The sequence below is a fragment of the Flavobacterium buctense genome (assembly GCF_014486695.1).
Taxonomy (GTDB): domain Bacteria; phylum Bacteroidota; class Bacteroidia; order Flavobacteriales; family Flavobacteriaceae; genus Flavobacterium; species Flavobacterium buctense.
Window position 1 is genome coordinate 163,806 of sequence record NZ_JACTAB010000001.1, and the last position, 24,365, is coordinate 188,170.

Annotated in this window: 14 protein-coding genes; 8 read left to right on the top strand and 6 right to left on the bottom strand. The window is 37.8% G+C overall.

Translation table 11 applies throughout. The features are described 5' to 3' along the window. Positions 1-20 precede the first annotated feature (20 nt). Complete coding sequence (locus ICG50_RS00680; RefSeq protein ID WP_187658987.1) at positions 21-938, bottom strand: PorP/SprF family type IX secretion system membrane protein; 918 nt, start codon at positions 936-938, stop codon at positions 21-23. Between the two features lie 38 nt (positions 939-976). Beyond that, positions 977-7,645, bottom strand: coding sequence for a choice-of-anchor J domain-containing protein (locus ICG50_RS00685; RefSeq protein ID WP_187658988.1), 6,669 nt, complete (start codon positions 7,643-7,645; stop codon positions 977-979). 188 nt (positions 7,646-7,833) lie between these two features. On the opposite strand from ICG50_RS00685, the gene hflX reads away from it, so the two are divergent. Continuing rightward, complete coding sequence (hflX, locus tag ICG50_RS00690; protein WP_187658989.1) at positions 7,834-9,054, top strand: GTPase HflX; 1,221 nt, start codon at positions 7,834-7,836, stop codon at positions 9,052-9,054. Positions 9,055-9,057: 3 nt separating this feature from the next. On the opposite strand, the gene ICG50_RS00695 is transcribed toward hflX, so the two are convergent. Then, positions 9,058-9,840, bottom strand: coding sequence for a THC0290_0291 family protein (locus ICG50_RS00695; RefSeq protein WP_187658990.1), 783 nt, complete (start codon positions 9,838-9,840; stop codon positions 9,058-9,060). A gap of 265 nt (positions 9,841-10,105) precedes the next feature. On the opposite strand from ICG50_RS00695, the gene gdhA reads away from it, so the two are divergent. The 5 genes from gdhA (at position 10,106) to ICG50_RS00720 (ending at position 18,562) form a co-directional block, all read left to right on the top strand. Beyond that, on the top strand, positions 10,106-11,449 hold the full coding sequence (gene gdhA, locus ICG50_RS00700; RefSeq protein ID WP_187658991.1) for an NADP-specific glutamate dehydrogenase: 1,344 nt from the start codon (positions 10,106-10,108) through the stop codon (positions 11,447-11,449). Positions 11,450-11,567: 118 nt separating this feature from the next. Next, positions 11,568-13,859, top strand: coding sequence for a type IX secretion system anionic LPS delivery protein PorZ (gene porZ / locus ICG50_RS00705; protein WP_187658992.1), 2,292 nt, complete (start codon positions 11,568-11,570; stop codon positions 13,857-13,859). 64 nt (positions 13,860-13,923) lie between these two features. Next, a complete protein-coding gene (recO, locus tag ICG50_RS00710; RefSeq protein WP_187658993.1) occupies positions 13,924-14,637 on the top strand; it encodes a DNA repair protein RecO in 714 nt (237 codons plus the stop codon). A gap of 130 nt (positions 14,638-14,767) precedes the next feature. Continuing rightward, on the top strand, positions 14,768-18,169 hold the full coding sequence (ileS, locus tag ICG50_RS00715; RefSeq protein WP_187658994.1) for an isoleucine--tRNA ligase: 3,402 nt from the start codon (positions 14,768-14,770) through the stop codon (positions 18,167-18,169). Positions 18,170-18,181: 12 nt separating this feature from the next. Continuing rightward, a complete protein-coding gene (locus ICG50_RS00720) occupies positions 18,182-18,562 on the top strand; it encodes a TraR/DksA family transcriptional regulator (protein WP_187658995.1) in 381 nt (126 codons plus the stop codon). Positions 18,563-18,623: 61 nt separating this feature from the next. Here the strand turns inward: ICG50_RS00720 and ICG50_RS00725 are convergent, their stop codons facing one another. Beyond that, positions 18,624-19,868: an LVIVD repeat-containing protein gene (locus ICG50_RS00725; protein WP_187658996.1), complete on the bottom strand. Its 1,245-nt coding sequence runs from the start codon at positions 19,866-19,868 to the stop codon at positions 18,624-18,626. 188 nt (positions 19,869-20,056) lie between these two features. On the opposite strand from ICG50_RS00725, the gene ICG50_RS00730 reads away from it, so the two are divergent. Further along, the gene (locus ICG50_RS00730) at positions 20,057-20,686 is read left to right on the top strand and encodes a lipoprotein signal peptidase (protein ID WP_187658997.1); all 630 of its coding nucleotides are present in this window, start codon (positions 20,057-20,059) and stop codon (positions 20,684-20,686) included. On the opposite strand, the gene ICG50_RS00735 is transcribed toward ICG50_RS00730, so the two are convergent. Together ICG50_RS00735 and ICG50_RS00740 are read right to left on the bottom strand one after the other, a co-directional pair. Next, positions 20,661-21,227 (bottom strand): 5-formyltetrahydrofolate cyclo-ligase, encoded by a 567-nt coding sequence (locus tag ICG50_RS00735; RefSeq protein WP_187658998.1) that lies wholly within the window; start codon positions 21,225-21,227, stop codon positions 20,661-20,663. The two genes, ICG50_RS00730 and ICG50_RS00735, sit on opposite strands and share 26 nt — an antisense overlap. Continuing rightward, on the bottom strand, positions 21,220-22,458 hold the full coding sequence (locus ICG50_RS00740; protein ID WP_187658999.1) for a pyridoxal-dependent decarboxylase: 1,239 nt from the start codon (positions 22,456-22,458) through the stop codon (positions 21,220-21,222). The genes ICG50_RS00735 and ICG50_RS00740 overlap by 8 nt, the downstream gene beginning before the upstream one ends. A 106-nt stretch (positions 22,459-22,564) precedes the next feature. Between ICG50_RS00740 and uvrC the strand changes: the two genes are divergently transcribed. Further along, positions 22,565-24,364, top strand: coding sequence for an excinuclease ABC subunit UvrC (uvrC, locus tag ICG50_RS00745; RefSeq protein WP_187659000.1), 1,800 nt, complete (start codon positions 22,565-22,567; stop codon positions 24,362-24,364). Position 24,365: the final 1 nt, after the last annotated feature.

The window sequence follows — 24,365 nt, forward strand, 5'->3', positions numbered from 1 at the left end:
TTTTTAGGTGTCTTTACAGGTTAGAAATATCTTGGTGAACGGGATACTTTTTTCGGGAAGTTCAAATCAAACAATATCATCACCTCGTGAGAAGATGGCGTCACGGTATTCAAATCTGAAACAATATGGTCGTAAGCGTACCCAATTCTTAAACTAGGGGTAACCGCAAAATTAACCATAGCTCCGAAAGAGTCTTCTACTCTATAAGTGGCTCCTAATTCTAACTTATCATAAAGCATAAAATTGGTAGATACATCAAAAGATGTTGGCGCATTAAGCGAGGATTTAATCATCGCAAAAGGTTTGAATTTCAAATTCGGATTCAAATCAAATACATAACCTCCGGTTAAGAAATAGTGCAATTCTTCGGTTCCGTATTGTCTTCCGTCAAAATCTAAATATTTTGTCTTTAACATATTCGGCACAGAGAAAGCCACGTAATACTTATCGGTGTAATAGAAAACCCCGGAACCAACGTTTAAAAACGTTTTGTTAGGATTGCCTGAACCAAAAACATCATCATTTAAATCCGGTAAGGTTGGATAGATGGTGTTGAAATCAATCTTATGCATTGTTACCCCAGCTTTCATACCAAAAGCCAAACGGTGTTCACCACCTAAGTTTAAGGTATAAGAAAAGTCGGCGTAGAAATTGTTTTCTTCCACCGGTCCAATCTTATCGGAGATGACTGAAAGTCCTAATCCAACGTTTCTTCCCACGGGGCTGTGGATGAAAAATGTTCCCGTTGTAGGCGCATCTTCTATCTCAACCCATTGCTTGCGATAAAGAAATCCGCCGGAAACTGCTTCTTTAGAACCGGCATAGGCCGGGTTCATCACACTCATGTTGTACATGTACTGAGTGTAATGAGGATCTTGCTGTGCTCTTAACTCTGTTACTGATAAAGCTAATATTGCAATGAAATATAGTTTCTTCATTTTGTTTTGTTTTATTTTGAATGCAAATTGATATTGTCCTATTGTGCTCTGTTGATGTAAATCCAACCTGTTCTGTTCTCCCCATTATCTCTTTCAATAACGAAATAATAAGTTCCATCAGGAAGTTCATCACCATCATCAGATTGTCCTTTCCATTGGTCAGTATAATTGCCTTTGCTATATACTTTCATACCATATCTGTTGAAAATGGATAAATTTTTCACATTAAATCCTCTAAGATCGAATGAATCATTTAATCCATCATTGTTGGCAGAAATACCTTTTTGAATTACACAAGTAATGGCATCTACGATAATAGAACTAGAACTTGGACATCCGTTAGAAGTAACTGTAACCGTGTAAGTATCCGGTTGCGTAACAACAATGTTTTGCGTATTTCCAACATTTGCACCTGAACTATTTTCCCAAGTGTAAGTTACATTTGAATCAAATGCCCCTTGAGTTGCAGAAACCGTCAATACAAACTCTACACCCTCACAATCACCAGTCACACTAATTTCGACCGGTGCAGCAATAACAACTTGTGCCGTACTTGAACTTGCCACTTGACAGGTTGATGCATTAGCCGCTACTGTGTAAGTTACTGTATAAGTTCCCGGTGTACTTGGTAGCGTGATTTCACCAGTAGTGCCATTGATATTAAGTCCGGCTGTTGAAGAATAAACTCCACCTGCTGTAAATCCAACTCCGGTTATAGGAGTAAGATTTGGATCACTATTACAAACCGGTGATGTATAACTGAAAGTTGTATCAGGAGTAATTACAGGATTTATTGTAATCTCAAAAGTAGAACTTCCGGCTATTTGACAAACTGTCGGGCTTGAATCAGCATTCACAATGTAAGTCACAGTGTAAGTGCCTGCTGTTGAATTAGCTAAATTAATAACTCCGGTAGTTGCATTAATATCTAAACCTGTCGTTGAAGAAAAAGTTCCTCCAGAAGTAAAACCAGTTGCCGTTGTAGGCGTTGGATTTGTTCCATTTTTACAAACCGGTGTCGTATAAGTAAATCCTGTAACAGGAGTAATCACCGGATTAATTACAATGGTAAATGTTGAACTTCCTGCTTGTGTACAAGTTAACGGATTATCCGCTACAGCATAAGTAACTACATAAGTTGCCGCAGTTGAATTGGCTAAGTTAATGACACCTGTAGATGGATTAATATCTAAACCAGCTGTTGAAGTAAAAGTACCACCAGTAGTAAACCCAGCTGCTGATGTATCAGGGACAGGATTAGTTGTTCCATTTTGACAAACAGGAGTAGTTGGATAACTAAACGTTGTTACTGGTGAATTCTGTGTCACTATGGTCAAAGTAACAGTAACTGGTAGCGATAAACATCCAGTAGCTAAATCAAGTACCGTAACAGTATGGTCACCTGGAGCAACATTACTGAAAGTAGTACTAGATTGGAATGTTCCGTTATCAAGACTATACTGGTATCCTGAGGTAGGCAAAGAATAGCTTCCTATATTAGTATAATCCTCTGGATCAGTTGTTGTCCAATCAGCAGCATTCCACGTTGTACTAGGAACCGTTGCTGTATTGTTTCTTCTGTACGTATAACCCGGTTGATTAAGCGGTGTGAATGAAGTACCATCTATTCTTCCCCAAACGTCGATGTCAACATTGGCTAAAGTAGACAATCTTATGTTGTCATCATTATTAACTCCGGTACACAAATCAAAAACAAGATTTGGCACAACACTACCTTGGTTAGTAGCACTTCCAACAGCAACTACGAAGGTGCTATTGGTATTTAAAATACCTGACAACACATTATCACAAGAGGATGTTACTGTTGTCAAACCATTGTTAAATGTTCTCAACTTGTAATTGCTTAAGTCTATTGCATTTCCTGTTCCATTATAAATCTCTATGTACGTTAATGCACCAGTAGTAGCATCTGTAACTTCAGAAATAAACAAATTAGAAGGCAAACCGGTTGGAGCGCCTATTGGAGCTGTCACTTCAATTGTACCGGTCTGAACAGCACAAGTTGGCTGAGTAACATTAAGCGTTGGAGCTGTTGCAGAATTAATAGTGACTGTAAATGACTTTTCATCTGTACAATTACCATTCGCTGCATAAATATAAACCGTTTGTGATGTAGAAATTGGAATGTTACTATCTATAGGAGAAATACCTCCTGATTGTGCAAAATAGTTACCAACAGTTAAAGCAGGTAATGTGTATGTATTACAAACCGAAACAGGAGCCGGTTGAACTATTAATGGTGAAGCAATAATTTCAACTACTGCAGTTGGATTACTAGTTACACATACACCAGCACCTGGTAAAGCATATGTAACTGTGTATACTCCTGGAGCACTCAAACTAGGATTAATAGCCCCTGTATTGGCGTCAATGTATAATCCACCATTAGGACTTGCCGAATAAGAACCTCCTACAGAACCTGTAAATGTAACATTTTGTAAAGCTGTAATGCTTTTACAAAAAGAGGCTGCCGAATAAGCTATAGTAGCAGCTGTTGGCTCAGTAATATTGATAGTGAAAGTTTTAATTTTTTCACCACAACTTACTGTTGCCGCCACTGTGTTAGTAATTACATAATTACCTGGTGCACTCGCTTGAAGATCAATTTCTCCGGTTGCTGTATTAACAAAAACTAATCCAGGAACAATTGTCGATGAGAACACCCCTGCTACAGAACTAGCTGCAATAACCGGGATAGGATTAGGTGCTCCCAATTCTTTACAGTAAGAAACCGGTGAGTAACTAAAGTTAGCATCTGGACAACAAAGTGTTGATCCTGCTCCAGGAGTAGATGCATTCGTTTGCGTTAGGTTGATGTAACCCGCTTGATTAGAGAAATTAGTAATTAATACTATATAATATTGCCCTGCAACTGCGTTGGTTATATTAAAATTCTCAGTAGGTGCAGCAGAATAACTACAACCTGTTTGTTGGGTCACCGGAACTCCAATTCCAGGAGGCGCAAATGGTGCTGAAGTACCAATAAAAGTACAAGCCGCTTCCTGACTGGTAAATGGTCCCCATGCTGCATAGTCAACATCAATATTAGGAGCACCACCAATGGTTGATGATTGCGTCAACAAGAAATTGATTGGTCCCGATGTAGCGACTTGAATAGTAAAATAAGCCGGGTTTGGTGAAGTAAATAAACAACCAATAGTCCCTAAACTAGTAACACCTGTTGTATTGGCATAGTTTGTTAAACTACAAACTGTTGAAGCTGTAGGACAGGTGGAAGGGGTTGATATACATAAATTAAATGTAGTAGATTGAGCCGTAGCAGAATTTGAGTAAACTCTTATGTAGTAGGTATTCCCTACTGTCAAATCATTTAATACTCCTGCCAAAGCATTGGCTGCACTACAAAAGAATTGAGTCAAAGTACCACATTGTCCTGAGTAAACAGCAAAATTTAAATTGGTACTAGTTCCAACAACATTTTGTAAAGCAACATTTAAATATGGATTAGTGGCAATGAATTGAAACCAAACATCATCATCAGCTGTTCCTATACAAGGAGCAATGGCAGGTAATGGCGATGCAGTGGCACCAGCTATTGATCCCGGTGTTACTTGTTGACAAACTGCTGAACCGTTTACCGGGGCAAAGATAGCTCCATCACAATTGTCATTAGACAATAAAGTATTAAAGTTAAATCCATTAGACAAAGCACTTTCTCCTTCGTCTGGACAATTAGATCTTACATAAAAAGTATATTGTGTTCCAGGATTTAATCCGGTTACAAGAGCCGGATTAGCGGACACTGTAAAGAATCCAGGATCAGTTGGAAGTGGCACCGGTGATCCTAATGGCACGATGATAATATCCCAAGAAGTCACTAGTGGATTCAACTCTGTCCATCCTAATGATGCAGAAGTTGTTGTAATATTTGTTGCCGTTAAGGCTGTTGGTTTTGGACAGTTTGGTGCGGCTCCACAAGTAACACTTGCAACCCAACCAGCTCTGTTAACAGAACCATCGCTTCTGAATCTGAAAGTCAAACATCCATCTATGCCGGATGCAGTAAATGGTCCGGGAATAGTAGTTCCCCAATATCCCCCAGGTAATCCACCTGGCACATTACCTGCACCATTGGTGCTGGCAATTTGAGGTGAAGTGATACCAGGTCCGTCAAAAACGTACAAAGCATCCCAGTTATTTTCAGTATCAAAAGCAGAGAAAGTAACCGTTACCACTTGACCGGGTGGCGGACAAATTGTTACCGTAGAATCTTCACCATTTGCGTAGTTTGCACCAGGCCCTCCGGGATCTGTAAAAGTTCCACCACATACCGGTGGAGCAACTTGAGTACAGAAAGTAGCCGGACCAGTCCAAGGACTAAGATCATTACCGGGACATACCGCTCTTATATATATATCATAACAAGTGGCAGGAGATAAATTAGTTAAAGTGTAAGGACTTCCGCCAGTTATATCAATAAATCCTGTAGAACCGGCTGTTGGTGCAGGAGAACCGGTTGGCAAAGCTAATACTTGCCAAGCAGTCTCTGTATTTCCGTTAACCCAACTGATTGTAGCAGAAGTTGATAAAACATCCGATGAAGTCAACAAGGTTGGCTCAGGACAAGTTGGTAAATCTTCTATGATTACATTATCTATATAGATTCTCCATCCGTCCAAACCTCCGGCAGGGACATGCCATGCAATATTAACCGGTCCGGTATACCCTACTAAACTTACAATTCTTTGCACATAAGTGGTATTGTTATAAGAAGCCAGTGGAATTAAAGTAGTAGTAAAATCAGCAGGAGTTGGTCCGTTAGTGGACAACATCACTCTAAAATCATTTGGTTCACCTGCAGATTGAACTCTGTAATGAAATTTTAGTCTTTGGTTTCCTGTTAAGACAATTTGAGGAGATATTAACCAGTCATTATTTGCACCTGAGTTAAAATCTGTATTAATGTTTGCACATTGATCTCCTTCAAAAGGAGCTGTAGCATAATTCATATTCCATGAATCTGTATCAGCATTCACATTTAAAACAGTCCAACAGTTTTCAGTTGGTGATCCTGTATTAAAACCTTCTTGAAACGGAACAGTAAATGTGTCACATAAAGTATTAAACACAAAAGGACCTGCCCATGCACTGAATGTTCCATTACCACAATCTGCTCTTACGTAAAATCTATAAGTAGTATTAACTGTAAGACCACCTACTGGATTTAACACATTACTACTTGTCTGTACTCCAGCACCAGTAGGTATTGGAGCAGCCACTGGTTGAATATCATATTCCCATGATGTAGCGCCTCCTGGATTAGCCCAAGTTAAATTGGCAGAAGTTTGAGTTAAACTACCTACAGCCAATGTGGTTGGAGGTGGACAGTTTACAGTTTGTATTGTTAAAGTATAAGCAGTCGTTTGAGGAGCCGCCCAAGTAGAAATTACTATATAATAAGTTGAACCGGCAACTACCGGCAAATCAAAAGTTCTTACTGTTGTTCCACCATTAGCAACACCCGCTAAACAGTTAATTCCGATATCTGCACAACTTGCGTAAGCAAAAACTCCCGAAAAAGTACCCGTAGGCGTCATAGTTACATTAATAACCCCCGAAGTAGCAGCAGTGTAAGAGTAAACAACATCATTCCCGTTCAAATAATTGTTAGCAGAGCCACAACCAGCAGCGCCTCCAGGCGTGCCTTCCAGTGGAGCAGCATCTCCATAATTTGCAGTTGTATCAGTTGTATTGTAAGGTAATGCAGGAATAACTATTGGTGCGGCACAACTGAATCCCGGCGACGTCGTTGAAAAGTTAAATGGTCCGACCCAATTACTGTTAGCCCCATTAGTACATCTTGCTCTAACGTAATATTTATAGGCCGTACTTGGTGTAAACAAAGTTCCTGTAGCTGTTGCTGTAGCAACATATGGTAAAGCTCCATTATAGATTACACCTACACCGGTTGGAGTACCGGCAACTGGCAATACTTCTATTTCCCATGAGGTTGCCCCACTTGGATTTCCCCAGCTTAAATTGGCTGACGTTTGAGTGATCCCACCAGCAGCTAATGTTGTTGGGTCTAAACATTGTTCAAGAATGCTTACATTATCAACTAACCAACGATCTCCAGATCCTGCTACACCAGCTACTTGCTGATTGTGTACCTTCACAAAGGAAACATAAATTTGTTGGTTGTGATAAACAGCAGGAATACTAACAACCTTTTCTTCGTAAATATTGAAAGTAGTAGTTAAATCAGCTTCCGTCCATTCTTGAATTACGGTATATGCAGCAGGATTGGTTTGCGATGCCGAAGCAGGCGCAACTCTAATTTGATAAACAGTTCCTTGGTTTCCTGAGGCAAATGAACGTGTAAAAAAACGCAATTGACCATTCGTTGGAATATTAACCAAAGGAGTGGCCAAAAAGTCCTCAGAGATATCCCCAATATTCATGGTTTCTCTGTTGATGTATGCAGCATTTGTTCCCTGATAAACAATAGGAGGATCGTTAACAGTACTGTTAATTCCCCATCTTTGACCGGTTCCTACACCGTTGTCAAAAACAGCCCAGTTTCCTGTTGCTAATGTCCAAGTCGTTCCGGGTAAGACCACAGGACCTGTTGTTGACTCAAATCCTTCAACAGTTACTGGCGTAAATTGAGCATAGCCAGAAATAGTGAAGAATGCCAACAAAATTAATAATGTAATTTTCTTCATGAAATGAAAATTTAGTTGTTATTGAGTTTTTTTTGGATTTTGAGTTCCAAATTTAGTAAAAATTATGAAAAAAATAACATTTATATTTTTTTTGGTAAAATAATTGAATTTAGTATTATGATTTGGTAAAGAAAATGTAACGGAACTTAAATTACTTATCACTATTTTTGTATCTTAAATAGGACCTAATGTTAGAAAAAGAAGTAATAAATTTTGAACGCACCGTAATAGTTGGGATTATCACTCAAAATCAAAGTGAAGAAAAGTTAAATGAATATTTGGATGAACTAGAGTTCCTAACCTTTACTGCTGGAGGAGAAGTAATCAAACGCTTTTCTCAAAAACTGGAGAGGCCTAATCCAAAAACTTTTTTAGGTACCGGAAAGATGGAGGAAATAAACCTATTTATAAAGGAAAATAACATTTCAACCGTAATCTTTGACGATGAATTATCCCCTTCCCAACAAAAAAACATATCCAAGATTTTAGATTGTAAGATTTTAGATCGAACCAATTTGATTTTAGACATTTTTGCCCAAAGAGCGGAAACCTCTTATGCAAGAACACAAGTAGAATTGGCCCAATGCCAATATTTATTGCCACGTCTTTCAGGAATGTGGACACACTTAGAACGTCAAAAAGGAGGAATTGGACTTCGCGGACCGGGAGAAACCGAGATTGAAACTGACAGAAGGATTGTTCGTGACCGTATTGCACTGCTAAAAGACAAAATTAAAACTATCGACAAACAAATGTCGGTGCAAAGAAGCAATCGTGGCGCAATGGTTCGGGTAGCATTAGTTGGTTATACGAATGTTGGAAAATCTACTTTGATGAATGTCATCAGCAAAAGCGAAGTCTTTGTAGAAAATAAATTATTTGCAACGCTTGACACTACTGTTCGTAAAGTTGTGATTAAAAACTTGCCCTTTTTACTTTCAGATACTGTTGGTTTTATTAGAAAACTGCCTACCCAATTGGTAGACTCATTTAAAAGCACACTCGACGAAGTTCGTGAAGCTGATTTGTTATTGCATGTAGTTGATATTTCTCATCCTGATTTTGAAGAGCACATTAATTCTGTTAACCAAATTCTGCAAGACATCAAAAGCAATGGTAAACCCACCATAATGGTTTTTAACAAAATTGATGCTTACAAACACTTAGTTATCGAAGAAGACGATTTAATGACCGAAAAAACCACAAAACATTATACTCTTGAAGAATGGAAAACCACTTGGATGAGTAATGTCGGCGCTAAAAATGCTTTGTTTATTTCTGCAACAAAAAAAGAAAATTTTGAAGAATTTAGAGAGAGGGTTTATGAAGCCGTTAGAGAAATTCATATCACTCGTTTTCCTTACAACAAATTTCTATATCCTGATTATAAAGATGCGGTTGATGAATAATTATTATTGCAAATAATAAATATACCCAAAATTTAACCAAACGTTCCAATCGTTTGCTCTGTTTTCTATATAAACAGCGGGATCAGGATTTAAACCATCAACCCAATTAGAAAAATAATATTGCCAACGCAAATCAATCATTAAATCAGAAAGTTCTGTTAATTTATAACGCGTTCCTATACTTCCAACAATTGACCAAACTGTTCCTCCTTGATTGGTGGTGGCATCATAATATTTTATAGGAGTAGAAATCGGAGTATTTAAAGGGCCAAGAGTCGAATAAACCTCAGGATCATAAAAACTAAATTGACCACCCATACTGATAAATGGTGCCCATGCCCCAATAGTAGAAGAAAAATCTCTTATACTTAAAGGAAAAAATTCTAATTGCATCCCAACATTAGTTACAGCCGTACTTCCTCTCATGGCTCTCAACTGATCGGCGAATAACGATGTTCTGCTTTTATCAACCCATTTCCCAAAATGTTGCAATTCAGTTTTATTGTAAGACAATTCACTTCTTAGTTTGAAATGGTCGTTAAAATAAGTTTCAGGGGTATAACAATTACATTCTGCTCTATAGGAGAAATTTAAATAATGTATGATTCCTATTCCATAACCCGTATTACCGGCATTGGTGGCAAAATCATAACGCTGTCCATAATCTGATTGAAAGGCAACCGGACCGACAATCGCACCTATTTCATGGGAAAAACCAAATTGAGCAAAAGTGCTATTCGCAAAGGCAAATAACAACATTGTGGATATGATAAATTTTTTGGGCATTTGCATACTAAAGTGTTCAATTATCGACAAATATATAAAAACATCATTCAGTTATAAAATAAAATAAAAATTTGTTGTCTTCTGTGCGAAAAAAAGCAATAAAAGTTTTAAAACACAACATTTACTACAATCTTCTTTAAAATTCCTTACCATAAACATAAAAATTTTGAGAATTTAAAAAAAAGCACAATCATATTTTTAATAAAATGTATATTTGTGCGATTTTACGAAAACGTTTTCTTAAAAAAATTAAATAGTATATTTTATGTCAAAAAGTATTAACGATTTTATCGAATTGGTGGCTAAAAGAAACGCCAATGAGCCTGAATTTATGCAAGCAGTCAAAGAAGTTGCAGAAACTGTAATTCCTTTTATTGAACAAAATAAAAAATACCAAAACAAAATGCTTTTGGAAAGAATGGTTGAGCCGGAAAGAGTAATTATGTTTCGCGTAACTTGGATTGATGATGCAGGAAATACTCAGGTAAATCGCGGTTACAGAATTCAAATGAACTCTGCTATCGGGCCTTATAAAGGTGGAATTCGATTCCATCCGTCAGTAAATTTAAGTATCCTAAAATTCTTAGCTTTTGAACAAACTTTCAAAAATAGTTTAACTACTTTGCCAATGGGCGGTGGAAAAGGTGGTGCCGATTTTGATCCAAAAGGAAAATCAGACAATGAAATAATGAGATTTTGTCAATCTTTCATGACGGAATTGTCCAAACACATCGGTGCTGATACCGACGTTCCGGCAGGTGATATTGGTGTTGGCGGAAGAGAAGTAGGGTATATGTTCGGACAATATAAAAGATTAAGAAATGAATTCACCGGCGTATTAACCGGAAAAGGAATTTCTTTTGGAGGTTCATTAATTCGTCCGGAAGCAACCGGTTACGGCGATGTATATTTCGCTCAAAACATGTTGGCTACCAAAGGAGATAGTTTCTCCGGAAAAACGGTAGTAGTTTCCGGTTCAGGAAACGTAGCGCAATACGCTATTCAAAAAGCAACCCAATTAGGAGGAAAAGTTGTTACTGCTTCTGACTCTTCAGGATATATTGTAGACGCTGATGGTATTGACGCCGAAAAACTAGCCTACATCATGGAAATCAAAAACGTGAACTACGGAAGAATTTCTGATTATGTGGCCAAATATCCGAACGCTAAATTCGTAGCCGGAAAACGTCCTTGGGAAGTTAAATGTGATATTGCTTTACCTTGCGCAACCCAAAACGAATTAAACGGTGACGAAGCTAAAACATTAGTAGCTAACGGCTGTATTTGTGTGGCCGAAGGGGCAAACATGCCTTCTACGCCAGAAGCGATTGAAGTATTTTTAAATGCCAAAATTCTTTTCGCTCCAGGAAAAGCATCAAACGCCGGTGGTGTGGCAACTTCCGGACTTGAAATGTCGCAAAACTCTTTGCGTTTAAGCTGGACTTCTGAAGAAGTAGACCAACGATTAAAAGATATTATGGCCAACATTCACGCCGCTTGTGTGAAATATGGAACCGATGCTAATGGCTATACCGATTACGTAAAAGGAGCCAATGTTGCCGGTTTCGTAAAAGTGGCTGAAGCTATGTTAGCACAAGGTATCGTATAATTACAACCAACCAAGAACCTGAAAAATGCTCTCTTTTATGAGGGCATTTTTTTTATGGGTAAATACCAAAACAATATTTTTTGCGTTTATACTATATTTGCATGCTAATTGTTCTCAAATGAAAAAAGGCCTACTATTTTTACTACTACTTGTTTTCCAAATTGGCTTTTCTCAACAAAACCAAAATTGGAAAGGCTATTTTTCATACAACCAAATTAAAGCCTTATCTGAATCGACCAATAAAATTTATGCCGCAGCTGAAAATGCCTTGTTTATCAAGAATAATTTATCCAACGATATCCAAACCATTAATTCAGTCGACGGACTTTCGGGTCAAACCATTTCTGCGCTATACCATAGCGATACTTTCAACAAGACTATAGTAGGTTACGAAAACGGATTGATGATCGTCATTAACGAGGCTGACGGAAGTATGTTAAATGTAGTAGACATCATCAACAAAAACATTCCGGCCAATATAAAAAAGATAAACCACTTTATGGAACATGACGGCATAGTTTATGTCTCTTGTGATTTCGGAATTGTACAATACAAATTGGCCACTTTAGAATTTGGCGACACCTATTTTATTGGCCCCAACGGCGCAGAAATAAAAATATTTCAAACGGCTGTTTTTAACGGGGAAATTTACGCAGTCACTCAATTTATTGGTATCAGAAAAGCCTCGTTATCCAATCCAAACCTAAATGATTTTGCTCAATGGGTACTTTTTGACGGCGGTTTTTGGAATGGCTTGGTAAACTTTAATAACCAATTAATAGGGGCTAATTTAGACGGCAATGTTTATAAGTACAACGGTTTTTATTTTGAACCTATTGGTGGTCTAGGGCAAATTGCCAAAGAAATTAGAAGTTATGGTGATTATCTGACCGTTACGGCTACAAATCGCATGCTTGTTTTTAATCAAACGCTTAATCAGGTGGCCAACATACAAAGCGCTCAAGTGACAGCAGCACCGGTAACTTTTACTTGCGGTACAGTAATCAACCAAACTATTTATATAGGAACTGCTGAAAATGGTGTTTTAGCTTCCACCATCACTGCACCAACTACCTTCGACTTTATAATGCCCAATGGCCCCATAAAAAACAATATGTTTGCTATCAATAGCAGTTCAGCTAATTTGTGGGCTGTTTATGGCGGCTATGACATCAGTTATGATCCCTATCGATACATTGGCTTCTCTCTTACGGAATTGGGCATTAGCAAATACAATGAAAATGGATGGTTAAATATTCCCTATTCAGATGTTCTTGAGGCCAAAGCTTTATCAAAGATTACTGTCAACCCAAATGATGAAACCCAAGTATACGTGAGTTCCTACCACAGTGGTCTGCTTAAATTAGAAAATGATGTACCAACCACCCTTTTCGACCACACCAATAGTGGATTAGAATCTTTAGGAACCGGTGTCAATACCAGTGTCAGAATTAACGGTACCGCCTTTGACCGACAAGGAAATCTTTGGGTAACCAATAGTAAGATTAAAAACGGATTAAAAGTACTTAGAACAACTGGCCAATGGCAATCCTATGATATGGATGACATTTTAGACAATTACATCCCAAGTAATTTGAACAAAATTGTAATAGACAATAGTGGTACTAAATGGATAGCTTCTTCACTTGACGGGGTTATGGCATTCAATGAAAATACCAATATTTTCAAAAAAATAACCGATGGTGCCGATACCGGAAACCTTCCTTCCAAAGATGTTCGTGCTATTGCCATAGACAACCGAAACCAAGTATGGATTGGAACCAACAAAGGACTACGAGTATTACCAAGTACCAGCAGCTATAACAACACGGACCAAATGAGAGCCAATGCCATCATTATACTGGAAGATGATTTAGCCCAAGAACTTTTATTCGAACAATTCATTACCGATATAGCCGTGAATGGCTCTAATGAAAAATGGATTTCCACTGCCGATTCCGGCGTGTTTCTTTTTTCCCCTAATGGTCAGGAAACCATCTACCATTTTACTAAAGACAATTCGCCTCTTCCAAGCAATGTGGTTAATGATGTTGAAATCAATGCCGAAACCGGTGAGGTTTTCTTTGCTACTGACAAAGGCTTAGTCTCTTTTCAAGGGACTTCAACTAAACCGGCAGATAACTTACAAGAGGTGTATGTATATCCAAATCCGGTTCGCCCAGAATTCGTCGGAACGGTTAAAATAGCCGGACTGATTTCAAAAGCCAATATCAAAATCACCGACATTGAAGGAAACTTAGTATATGAAACTACTTCTGAAGGCGGAACCGTAGAATGGGACACCACCGCTTTTGGCAAATACAAAGTCGCTTCAGGTGTTTATATGATTTTTATCGCTGCCGAAGATGCTTCGGAAACAGCCGTTAAAAAAGTAATGATAATAAGATAAATTACGAATTATGAATTACGAGTTATTAATTCGTAATTCGTAATTCTAAATTCGTAATTAACTAATGTTAGTCAAAACCAAAGCTATCGTAATTTCATCCCTAAAATATCAGGAAAAAAGCCTGATAGTGAAATGCTTTACGCTGAGTGATGGCTTAAAAAGTTATTTTGTACAAAGCGCCTTTTCGAGTAAAAAATCCAACCAAAAAATTGCTTATTTCCAACCCTTAACGATACTTGAAATTGAAGCCAATCACAAGAACAAAGGCACTTTAGAACATTTTAAAGAAATCAAACTTTCTACCGCTTATCATTCGATAAATACCGATGTTATCAAAAGCACCATTGTCATTTTTCTCTCCGAAATGCTACATCACAGCATCCAAGAAGAAGAGAAAAATGAAAACTTATTTCACTTTTTAGAATCGGCTCTACTTTGGCTCGACAATCACGAAGAAACGTCTAATTTTCATCTGATTTTACTATTGGAAGTAACCAAGTTCTTGGGATTTTATCCCGATATTTCTGAAATTGACGGAAAACATTTCGAAATGAAAGATGGCTTCTTTACCCCTTTTTTAGGAACCGGTTGTCTTAGCGAACACGAAACCCATCTGTTCAAAAAACTAATTGAACTAAAATTTGATAGCAACCAAAAGGTTTTCGCCGGTATCGAACGCCAAATACTGCTCAAAATCCTACTTGATTACTACACGATTCATCTGGACGGTTTCAAAAAACCCAAATCTCTGGAAGTTTTGAAGGAAGTTTTTGCTTAATATTTCAAAAATAAAGGCTGTTTTTAATTATTCATAAAAAACACTTCTCTTCCCTCTTTTTTCTTGCTTCTTTTCTCTCATTTATTCAAAATTCCTTACTTTCGCAACCTGATTTAAGAAAATGACAAAAATGAGTACTAAGTTTACTGAATACAAAGGACTTGACTTGCCTACCGTAGCCTCGGAAGTTCTTGATTTTTGGAAAAAAAATAACGTCTTTGAGCAAAGTGTAACTTCCCGTGAAGGTGCCACGCCTTATGTGTTTTTCGAAGGACCGCCATCCGCAAATGGTTTGCCCGGAATTCACCACGTAATGGCACGTGCGATTAAAGATATTTTTTGTCGTTATAAAACCCAAAAAGGGTTCCAAGTAAAGCGTAAAGCGGGTTGGGACACTCACGGATTGCCTGTTGAATTAGGCACCGAAAAAGAATTAGGCATCACCAAAGAAGACATCGGGAAAACCATTTCCATCGAAGAATACAACGAAGCGTGTAAAAGAACCGTTATGCGCTACACCGATGTTTGGAATGACCTAACCGAAAAAATGGGGTATTGGGTGGATATGGAAGATCCGTATGTGACTTACAAATCCAAATACATGGAAAGCGTTTGGTGGCTATTGAAACAAATCTATGATAAAGGTTTGCTATACAAAGGCTACACCATCCAACCGTATTCTCCAAAAGCGGGAACAGGTTTATCATCACACGAAGTAAACCAACCGGGAAGTTATAGAGATGTAACGGACACCACGGTTGTAGCACAATTCAAAACAAAACCGGAAACATTGCCTTCTTTCCTTCAAGGATTTGGTGATATTCACATACTAGCTTGGACGACCACACCATGGACGTTGCCAAGTAACACCGCGTTGACGGTCGGACCAAAAATCGATTATGTTTTGGTGAAAACGTTTAACCAATACACTTTCGAACCGGTTAACGTGATTTTGGCCAAAAACTTAGTCGGGAAACAATTCGCCGGAAAATTTGTTTTGGCGGAAAGCGATGCTGATTTTGCCAATTACAAAGCAGAAGACAAAAAAATCCCGTACCAAATTTTAACTGAAGCAAAAGGAAAAGATTTAGTCGATATCCGTTACGAACAGTTGATGCCATTGGTATTGCCTTATCAAAATGCTGAAAATGCTTTTAGGGTAATTTTAGGTGATTTCGTAACTACCGAAGACGGAACCGGAATTGTACACACCGCGCCGACTTTTGGTGCCGATGATGCTAAAGTTGCTAAAGAAGCTACACCGGAAGTACCGCCAATGTTGGTTTTAGACGAAATCGGAAATCCTGTACCATTGGTAGATTTACAAGGGAAATTCATCCAAGGTTTGGGCGATTACTCAGGCAAATATGTAAAGAACGAATATTACGATGCTAATGAAGCTCCGGAACGTTCAGCCGATGTGGAAATTGCCATTCAATTGAAAGAAGAAAATAAAGCCTTTAAGGTTGAAAAATACGTTCACAGTTATCCGCACAGTTGGAGAACAGACGAGCCGTTATTATATTATCCGTTAGATTCTTGGTTCATCAAAGTAACCGACGTTAAGGATAGAATGTTTGACTTAAACGATACCATCAACTGGAAGCCAAAAGCCACCGGCGAAGGTCGTTTCGGAAACTGGTTGAAAAATGCCAATGATTGGAACTTGTCGCGTTCCAGATATTGGGGCATTCCGTTGCCAATTTGGAGAACCGAAGACAAACAAGAAGAAGTATTGATTGGTTCGGTGGAAGAACTGTATAACGCCATAGAAAAAGCAATCCAAGCCGGTGTAGAAACCGTAAATCCTTTCAAAGGTTTTGAGGTAGGCAACATGAGCGAGGAAAATTATGATTTGGTGGATTTACACAAAAATGTGGTCGACAATATCACCTTAGTTTCTCCATCAGGCAAACCAATGAAACGAGAAAGCGATTTGATTGATGTTTGGTTCGATTCGGGCGCAATGCCATATGCACAGTGGCATTATCCATTTGAAAACAAAGATAAGATTGACGAAAACAAAGACTTTCCGGCCGATTTCATAGCCGAAGGTGTTGACCAAACCCGTGGTTGGTTCTATACTTTACACGCTATCGGAACGCTGGTTTTTGATAAAATTGCCTATAAAAATGTGGTGTCAAACGGTTTGGTTTTAGACAAAAACGGACAAAAAATGTCCAAACGTTTAGGCAATGCCGTTGATCCATTCACCACATTAGCAGAATACGGTCCGGATGCCACACGTTGGTACATGATTGCCAATGCGAATCCATGGGACAACTTAAAATTTGACATTGAAGGTGTGGCCGAAGTGCGTCGTAAATTCTTCGGAACCCTTTATAATACTTATTCGTTCTTTAGTTTGTATGCGAACATCGACGGATTCAAATACGCGGAAGCAGAAATTCCGTTAAACGAAAGACCGGAAATCGATCGTTGGATTTTATCCGAATTGCATACTTTAATTAAAGTCGTAGATGAAGCTTACGCCGATTACGAACCAACCAGAGCAGCCAGAGCAATTTCTGATTTCGTTCAGGAAAATTTGAGCAACTGGTATGTTCGTTTGTGCCGAAGAAGATTCTGGAAAGGCGAATACGGCACCGATAAAATTGCGGCTTACCAAACGCTTTATACTTGTTTGTTAAACGTAGCCAAACTATCAGCGCCGATTGCTCCGTTCTTTATGGACAAACTTTACAGAGACTTAACGCAGGCTACACATACAGAGGAATTTGAGTCCGTACATTTGGCAAAATTCCCGGTTTCGGTTGAAAACTTTGTTGATAAATCGTTAGAGAGTAAAATGATGAAAGCACAGACGGTTTCTTCATTGGTTTTATCGCTCCGTAAAAAGGAGATGATCAAGGTGCGTCAACCGTTGCAAAAGGTAATGATACCAATACTTGACGAGCATCAACGTGCTGAAATCGAGGCGGTTTCCGACCTGATAAAAGCCGAAGTAAACGTCAAAGAAATCGAACTTTTAGACGATGCCTCAGGCGTTTTGGTGAAGCAAATTAAGCCGAATTTTAAAACACTCGGACCTCGTTTTGGAAAAGACATGGGGCTGATTTCCAAAGAGATACAAAGCTTTACAGCGGAGCAAATCAACGAGCTAGATGCCAAAGGTGAGCTAACGCTTGTTATTTCAGGAAAAAGTATAATTTTATCCTTAGAAGATGTCGAGATTTCTTCGCAAGATATTCCGGGTTGGTTGGTGGCCAATGCCAATGGCATAACTGTTGCTCTGGATATTACGCTAACGGAAGAATTGAAAAATGAAGGTATTGCCAGAGAATTGGTCAACCGAATCCAAAACCTAAGAAAAGACAGTGGATTTGAAGTAACCGATAAAATAAAAGTTCATTTACAACATAATGATATATTGGCGAAAGCCATACAAGAAAACGAAAACTATATCAAATCAGAAACCTTAACCGAAACCTTAGTTTTAGAAAATGAAGTTTCCGATGGTACTGAGATAGAATTCGATGAGATAAAAACACGAATATTAATTTCTAAATAATTAAGAAAGATTATGGTAGAAGAAAAATTAAGATACTCAGATGCTGATTTAGCCGAGTTCAAAGAAATTATTTTAGCGAAAATTGATAAAGCCAAAGCCGATTTAGACTTGATAAAAAGCGCCTATATGAACGATTTAAACAATGGTACCGATGATACGTCGCCAACGTTTAAAGCCTTCGAAGAAGGAAGCGAAACCATGTCTAAAGAAGCAAATTCTCAACTTGCGATTCGTCAGGAGAAGTTTATCCGCGATTTAAAAAATGCGCTTTTCCGTGTGGAAAACAAAACTTATGGTGTTTGCAAAGTAACCGGTAAATTAATTTCTAAAGAAAGGCTAAAAATAGTTCCTCATGCCACTATGAGTATAGAAGCTAAAAATTTACAACGATAATATAGATTGTACTTTACTAAATAAAAAAAGCCTCTCGTTTTTGAAACGAGAGGCTTTTTAATTATAAGTTAATTTCGCTTATTGGTGTTAAAGTGAAATTCGGTCCGTAATTGTATTGTATAATTTGATTATTGCCCACCACAATCAAGTGACTGTCTAACGGAATGATATCTTTTACATTAATCGGATAAGTGTTTTCTAAAGTCAGATTTGCACTATTATTAGCGTTAAAAACTTTCAGTCCATTGTCACCGCAACCGACATACAAAACGCCATTTTTAATCCCTAAACCATAAGGTTCGTCGAGAAAATATGTCGAAAGTAAAGATGGATTGCCAATATCTGTTACATCAATCACATTAATTTGGTCTTCAATAGCGCCACAAGTGGTACCGCCACGAACGGTAATATAAGCTGTATTTCCATAAACCACTACAGGATCACAAGCCGTAGCATGCGAAAATCCGGAGACAAAAAAGGGATTAAATTCATCTTGTGCATCAACAGTATACATTCCGGTTGTAGAGCCAACAAATAATATTTCTTTTTGGATGAATAAAGTCTCAAACACGCCGCCGCCAAACCATTGCGTCATATAAACTTCTTTGTCAAAAAAGGCATTAACAGGATTAGCAATATTGAAAACATTCAATTTATAAGTGTCTATTGTGTAAAGTGCGTTGCCATTGATTTGAAAACGAGCATAAGAACCGCCGGTACCAATATTACCGCCACTTGAACTTTCAAAAGAAGCCAAAGCATCGTTAGAGAAAGTTATAAATTCACCTTCCGGTCTGTTCCTCATTTGAATGTCAAATCCAATAATGATTTCGTCTCCTGTTGGATTTACGGTATAATCATAAAATTCAGCTTCTTGAGGATAAATCGGGGAAAACGCAATACTGTTTTCAATAGTTCTAACCAAAATGATGTTTTGAATATTAGAAATATCAAAAACCAATAAATCCACAAAATTGTCTGCATAAAGATAATTTCCTTTTACCGAAATATCGTGAACGCCTTCCAAATTGATAAAAGCAATATTCACCGGTGAAGCCGGATTGGTGTTGTTAAAAACATGAACCCCAGATTCTTGGGCAATGTAAAAAAGATAGTCCTCGGTTACATAAATTTTTCCGTCAGATTGGGTTTGTCTTGCCGCAGAAACTGAAACATCAGCTCTGATTTGGGCTAAAGATTTTATGGTTGGCACTGCAAATTTTACCAAATCAGAATTGTCATCATTTTCACAAGAGACCGCTAAAATTGCAAAAGCAAAAACGAGGAGTAAATAATTTTTTTTCATAATACTGTTTTTTATTGGTTACTGTTTTCTTGTGGATACACAAAAACAGAATTGGTTGCTTGTCTTGGTAAAATTAACCATTCTTTAGTTACCATTTGTAAAATGTATAGAATGAGATTTATAACTAAGAAAATATTATGTTTTTTGTATAATAATATTGTTATTTTTGCGCCAATAAAACCCGAAAAATGTCATTACGCAATTCCATTTTAATCATCGCTATCATTTTATTGATTGATCAATTTACCAAGATTTATATCAAAACCAATTTTGTTTATGGAGAAGCGGGTCAAATTGATGTTGCCAATTGGTTTAAAATATTGCTGATTGAAAACGAAGGGATGGCATGGGGAACAAAAATACCCGGAGAATACGGCAAACTATTTTTAACGCTTTTCAGAATCTTAGCCGTTTTCGGAATTGGTTATTGGCTTTATGATGCCAGTACCAAACACAGTTCCAGATATTTAATGGTGGCGATTGCTTTGATCTTTGCCGGTGCTGCCGGAAACATTATCGATTCTGTTTTCTACGGGGTTATCTTTGATGATAGCTACGGCCACTTATCAACTATGTTCTCTGACCAACCTTATGGCACTTGGTTTCATGGTAAAGTAGTTGACATGCTTTACTTCCCGATTGTAGAAGGACACTTTCCGGAATGGTTACCTATTTGGGGCGGGCAACCTTTCAAATTCTTTAATGCCATTTTCAACATAGCCGATATGGCAATTTCAACCGGTGTTGGTATTTTAATTGTGTTTAACAAGAAGGCTTTCGCTAAAAAAACGGCTATCGAAAACTATAAAGAGTCATAGGCGTTACGCAATAATCCAAACGAATATCTGTTGGAGAAACATCTTCTATGCTTTCTTCGGGTTCAAAGAATGACAATCCTATTTTGATTACATCTGCTTTGCATTTCGACAAAAAGTTGTCGTAGAAACCTTTCCCATAACCTACACGATTTCCCTTTACATCATAGGTCAAAAGCGGCACAAAAACCACGTCTATTTTTGAAGTCGGCACTTCTAATCCGTCAACGGGTTCATAGATATTATAGTCACTTTTTTGGAACTTAGTGTTGTCCGTAAGCAAATAATGGGTCATTTCGAGGGTTTCAAAATTACTTTTGGCCACTACAATTTCTTTGTCTTTTCCGGCTAAGATTTGCAACACAAACTCGGTGTCGACTTCCTTTTGCTCTTCTATAGTGAGAAACAAATGAAAATAAGTATTATCCCAAATACCTACTTGTAACAAACGATTGGCTATCGCCAAACTTTTATCTTCTATTTGCTCTTCACTAAGTGTGCTGCGCAATTCTTTATACTTTTTGCGTAAGTCTTTTTTAAGCATAATTAATAGCCATCAAATCTTCCATAAAAGTAGTCAAATGTTCTACTTCTACGTGATCCATGAGCACAATTTTGTACCACTTGTTGTTTCCGTCATGTTGTTGTGGTACCAAATCGTATTTCTCGGCAATTTTTTCATGGATGTACTCTGCTTTAATGGTTACAATATTCATAAATGGTTCACGGAAATACTGAATATTCATTGCATCCAATTGGTTGCACAAAAACTGGGTTCGCATTTGCAATACGCTTACTTTTTCAAACCAACCGTTGGGTCCGTAAGTAAATAATATCATCCAAACCGCCACGGCATTGGCTCCACTTCGACTGCCGCATAGGGTTAAATCCATACCTTCAACATACTCCGCTTCTTTGGTTAATACGTTTTCAATATAGCCTTTCCGACAAATAAAAACACCGGTTCCATAAGGTGCTTGCAACATTTTATGCGCATCAATGGTGATAGAACTAATCTTCGGATTGCTGAAATTAATCTCCGATTCTTGGTTACTAAAAGGATAAACAAAACCGCCGTAAGCACCGTCAATATGCAATTTATACTGTAACTGCTGCTTTTCTAAAATTTCGATGTAATCTTTAGGATTGTCTACAGAGCCAAACATCGTTGTTCCCATATTAGCAACTGCAATAAAATATTTCTTGCCTTTTTTTTGCGCATCGATAATGATGAGTTCCAACTGCTTTTTATCAATAGCTCTTGTATCAAAATCAACGGGAATTTTAAGCCAATCAAGTTGTAACAAATTAGACGCTTTGGGAATCGAATAATGCGTGTCTTCTGAGGCTATAATAGCAATTTCTTCTCCCTTGGCATCAAAATTATTCATAAAATAATTGCGGAACATCCAAATGGCTTGGATATTGGCTTCAGTACCACCCGGTGAAATATAACCATCAAAAGAACCGACTTCGGCCTTGAAAATATCAACGGCTATAACGTTTAACACTTCCCGTTCTATATCATGCGTTCCGTTAAAGGCTTTCTCTGAAGTCCCAAAAGTGTGACAACCAATGTTATTCGGATTCGCCACATAAGTTTGCAAAATAGGCGCGTCTTTTAAGAATGGTGCATCATCATTAAAAACTTTGCTGTCCAATTTTGACGCAGGATAACCTAAGGAAATGTCTTTTGAAAAATTGACATTAGCCCGCAATATCTTTTCTATACAATCTTTTCTTCGGTCGTTGGTGAGTTTTTTCCAGAATTTCATCCCTAATATTTTTGTCAAAACTAAAGATTTGACTAGGGAAAAAACATGATAAATGTTAGGCTTTTCCACTCTTGCATTTATGCAGATTTCCGTTAACTTTGTTTTTATGGAAATTCCTTCTATAGAATTACAATTGCAGACCTTGCCCGAGAATCCGGGGGTTTATCAATATTATGATAAAGAAGGAAAAATTCTATACGTTGGTAAAGCCAAAAATCTTAAAAAAAGAGTCACTTCCTACTTCAATAAACTTCATGATAACGCTAAAACGAATGTGTTAGTCAAGAAGATAGTCGAAATTAAACACATTGTCGTTTCCTCTGAAGCCGATGCGCTTTTATTGGAAAACAACCTCATCAAAAAACTACAACCGCGCTACAATGTTTTGCTCAAAGACGACAAAACTTACCCGTGGATTTGCATCAAAAAAGAACCGTTTTCAAGGATATTCCCAACGCGAAGAATGGTGAAAGACGGCTCGGAATATTTTGGTCCGTATACCAATTTCAAGACGGTGAACACCATTTTAGATTTAATAAAAGAGTTATATCCGTTGCGGACTTGCAATTATGATTTGAGCGAAGCCAATATCAAATCGGGCAAATACAAAGTGTGTTTAGAATACCATATTGGGAATTGTAAAGGTCCGTGTGAAGGTTATGAACCTTTAGAACATTACCAAAAGCAAGTAGATGCCATTCGCGAAATCCTAAAAGGTAATTTCAAAGACAGTTTGCGTGATTTTAAAAAACTGATGCAGGAATTGGCTGCCGAAATGAAATTCGAAGCCGCACAGAAAATCAAAGAAAAAATAGAGGTGCTCGAGAATTACCAATCACGCTCCACGATTTTAAATCCGAAAATTTCAAATATAGATGTGTTTTCGATTGTTTCCGATGAAACGATGGCTTATGTCAACTTTCTTCAAATTTCACACGGCGCCATTATTCGCTCCCATACAATGGAAATTAAAAAGAAGCTCGACGAAACCGATGAAGAGTTGTTAGAACTTGCCGTTGTTGAGTTGAGAGAGCGTTTTCATTTAATAACCAAAGAAATTATTTTGCCGTTCGAATTAGACTTTGGTGATAAAATAAAAGTTACTGTACCACAACTCGGCGACAAAAAACAAATCTTAGAACTGTCGCAGCGCAATGCAAAATACCAAAGGCTGGAACAACTCAAACAAATCCAAATTGTAGATCCGGAAAGGCATACGAACCGAATCATGGCACAAATGCAAAAGGATTTACGGCTTTCGACAGAACCTCGACATATAGAATGTTTTGATAATTCCAACATTCAGGGAACCAATCCGGTTTCGGCTTGTGTGGTTTTTAAAGATGGAAAACCCAGCAAAAAAGACTACCGCCATTTCAACATCAAAACCGTCGAAGGTCCGAATGATTTTGCCTCAATGGAGGAAGTCGTTTACCGAAGATACAAACGTTTGCTGGACGAAAACCAACCGTTACCGCAACTCATCATTATTGACGGTGGCAAAGGCCAATTGTCTTCAGCATTAAAAAGTATAGACGATCTAGGATTGCGTGGTAAAATAGCCATCATTGGCATTGCCAAAAGATTGGAAGAGTTGTTTTATCCGGGAGATTCGGTGCCATTATATTTGGACAAAAAATCAGAAACATTGAAAATTATCCAACATTTACGTAACGAAGCACATCGTTTTGGGATTACACACCATCGGGACAAACGCAGTAAATCGGCTTTACAAACGACCATTGAAACCATTCCGGGCATTGGAGAAAAAACCATGTTAACGTTAATAAAACATTTCAAAAGTGTTAAAAGATTAAAATTGGCTACCGAAAAAGAAATATCTGAGGTGGTTGGTGCTTCAAAAGCCAAAAAAATTTCCGAATTTTACAACATTGGTAAATCCTAGT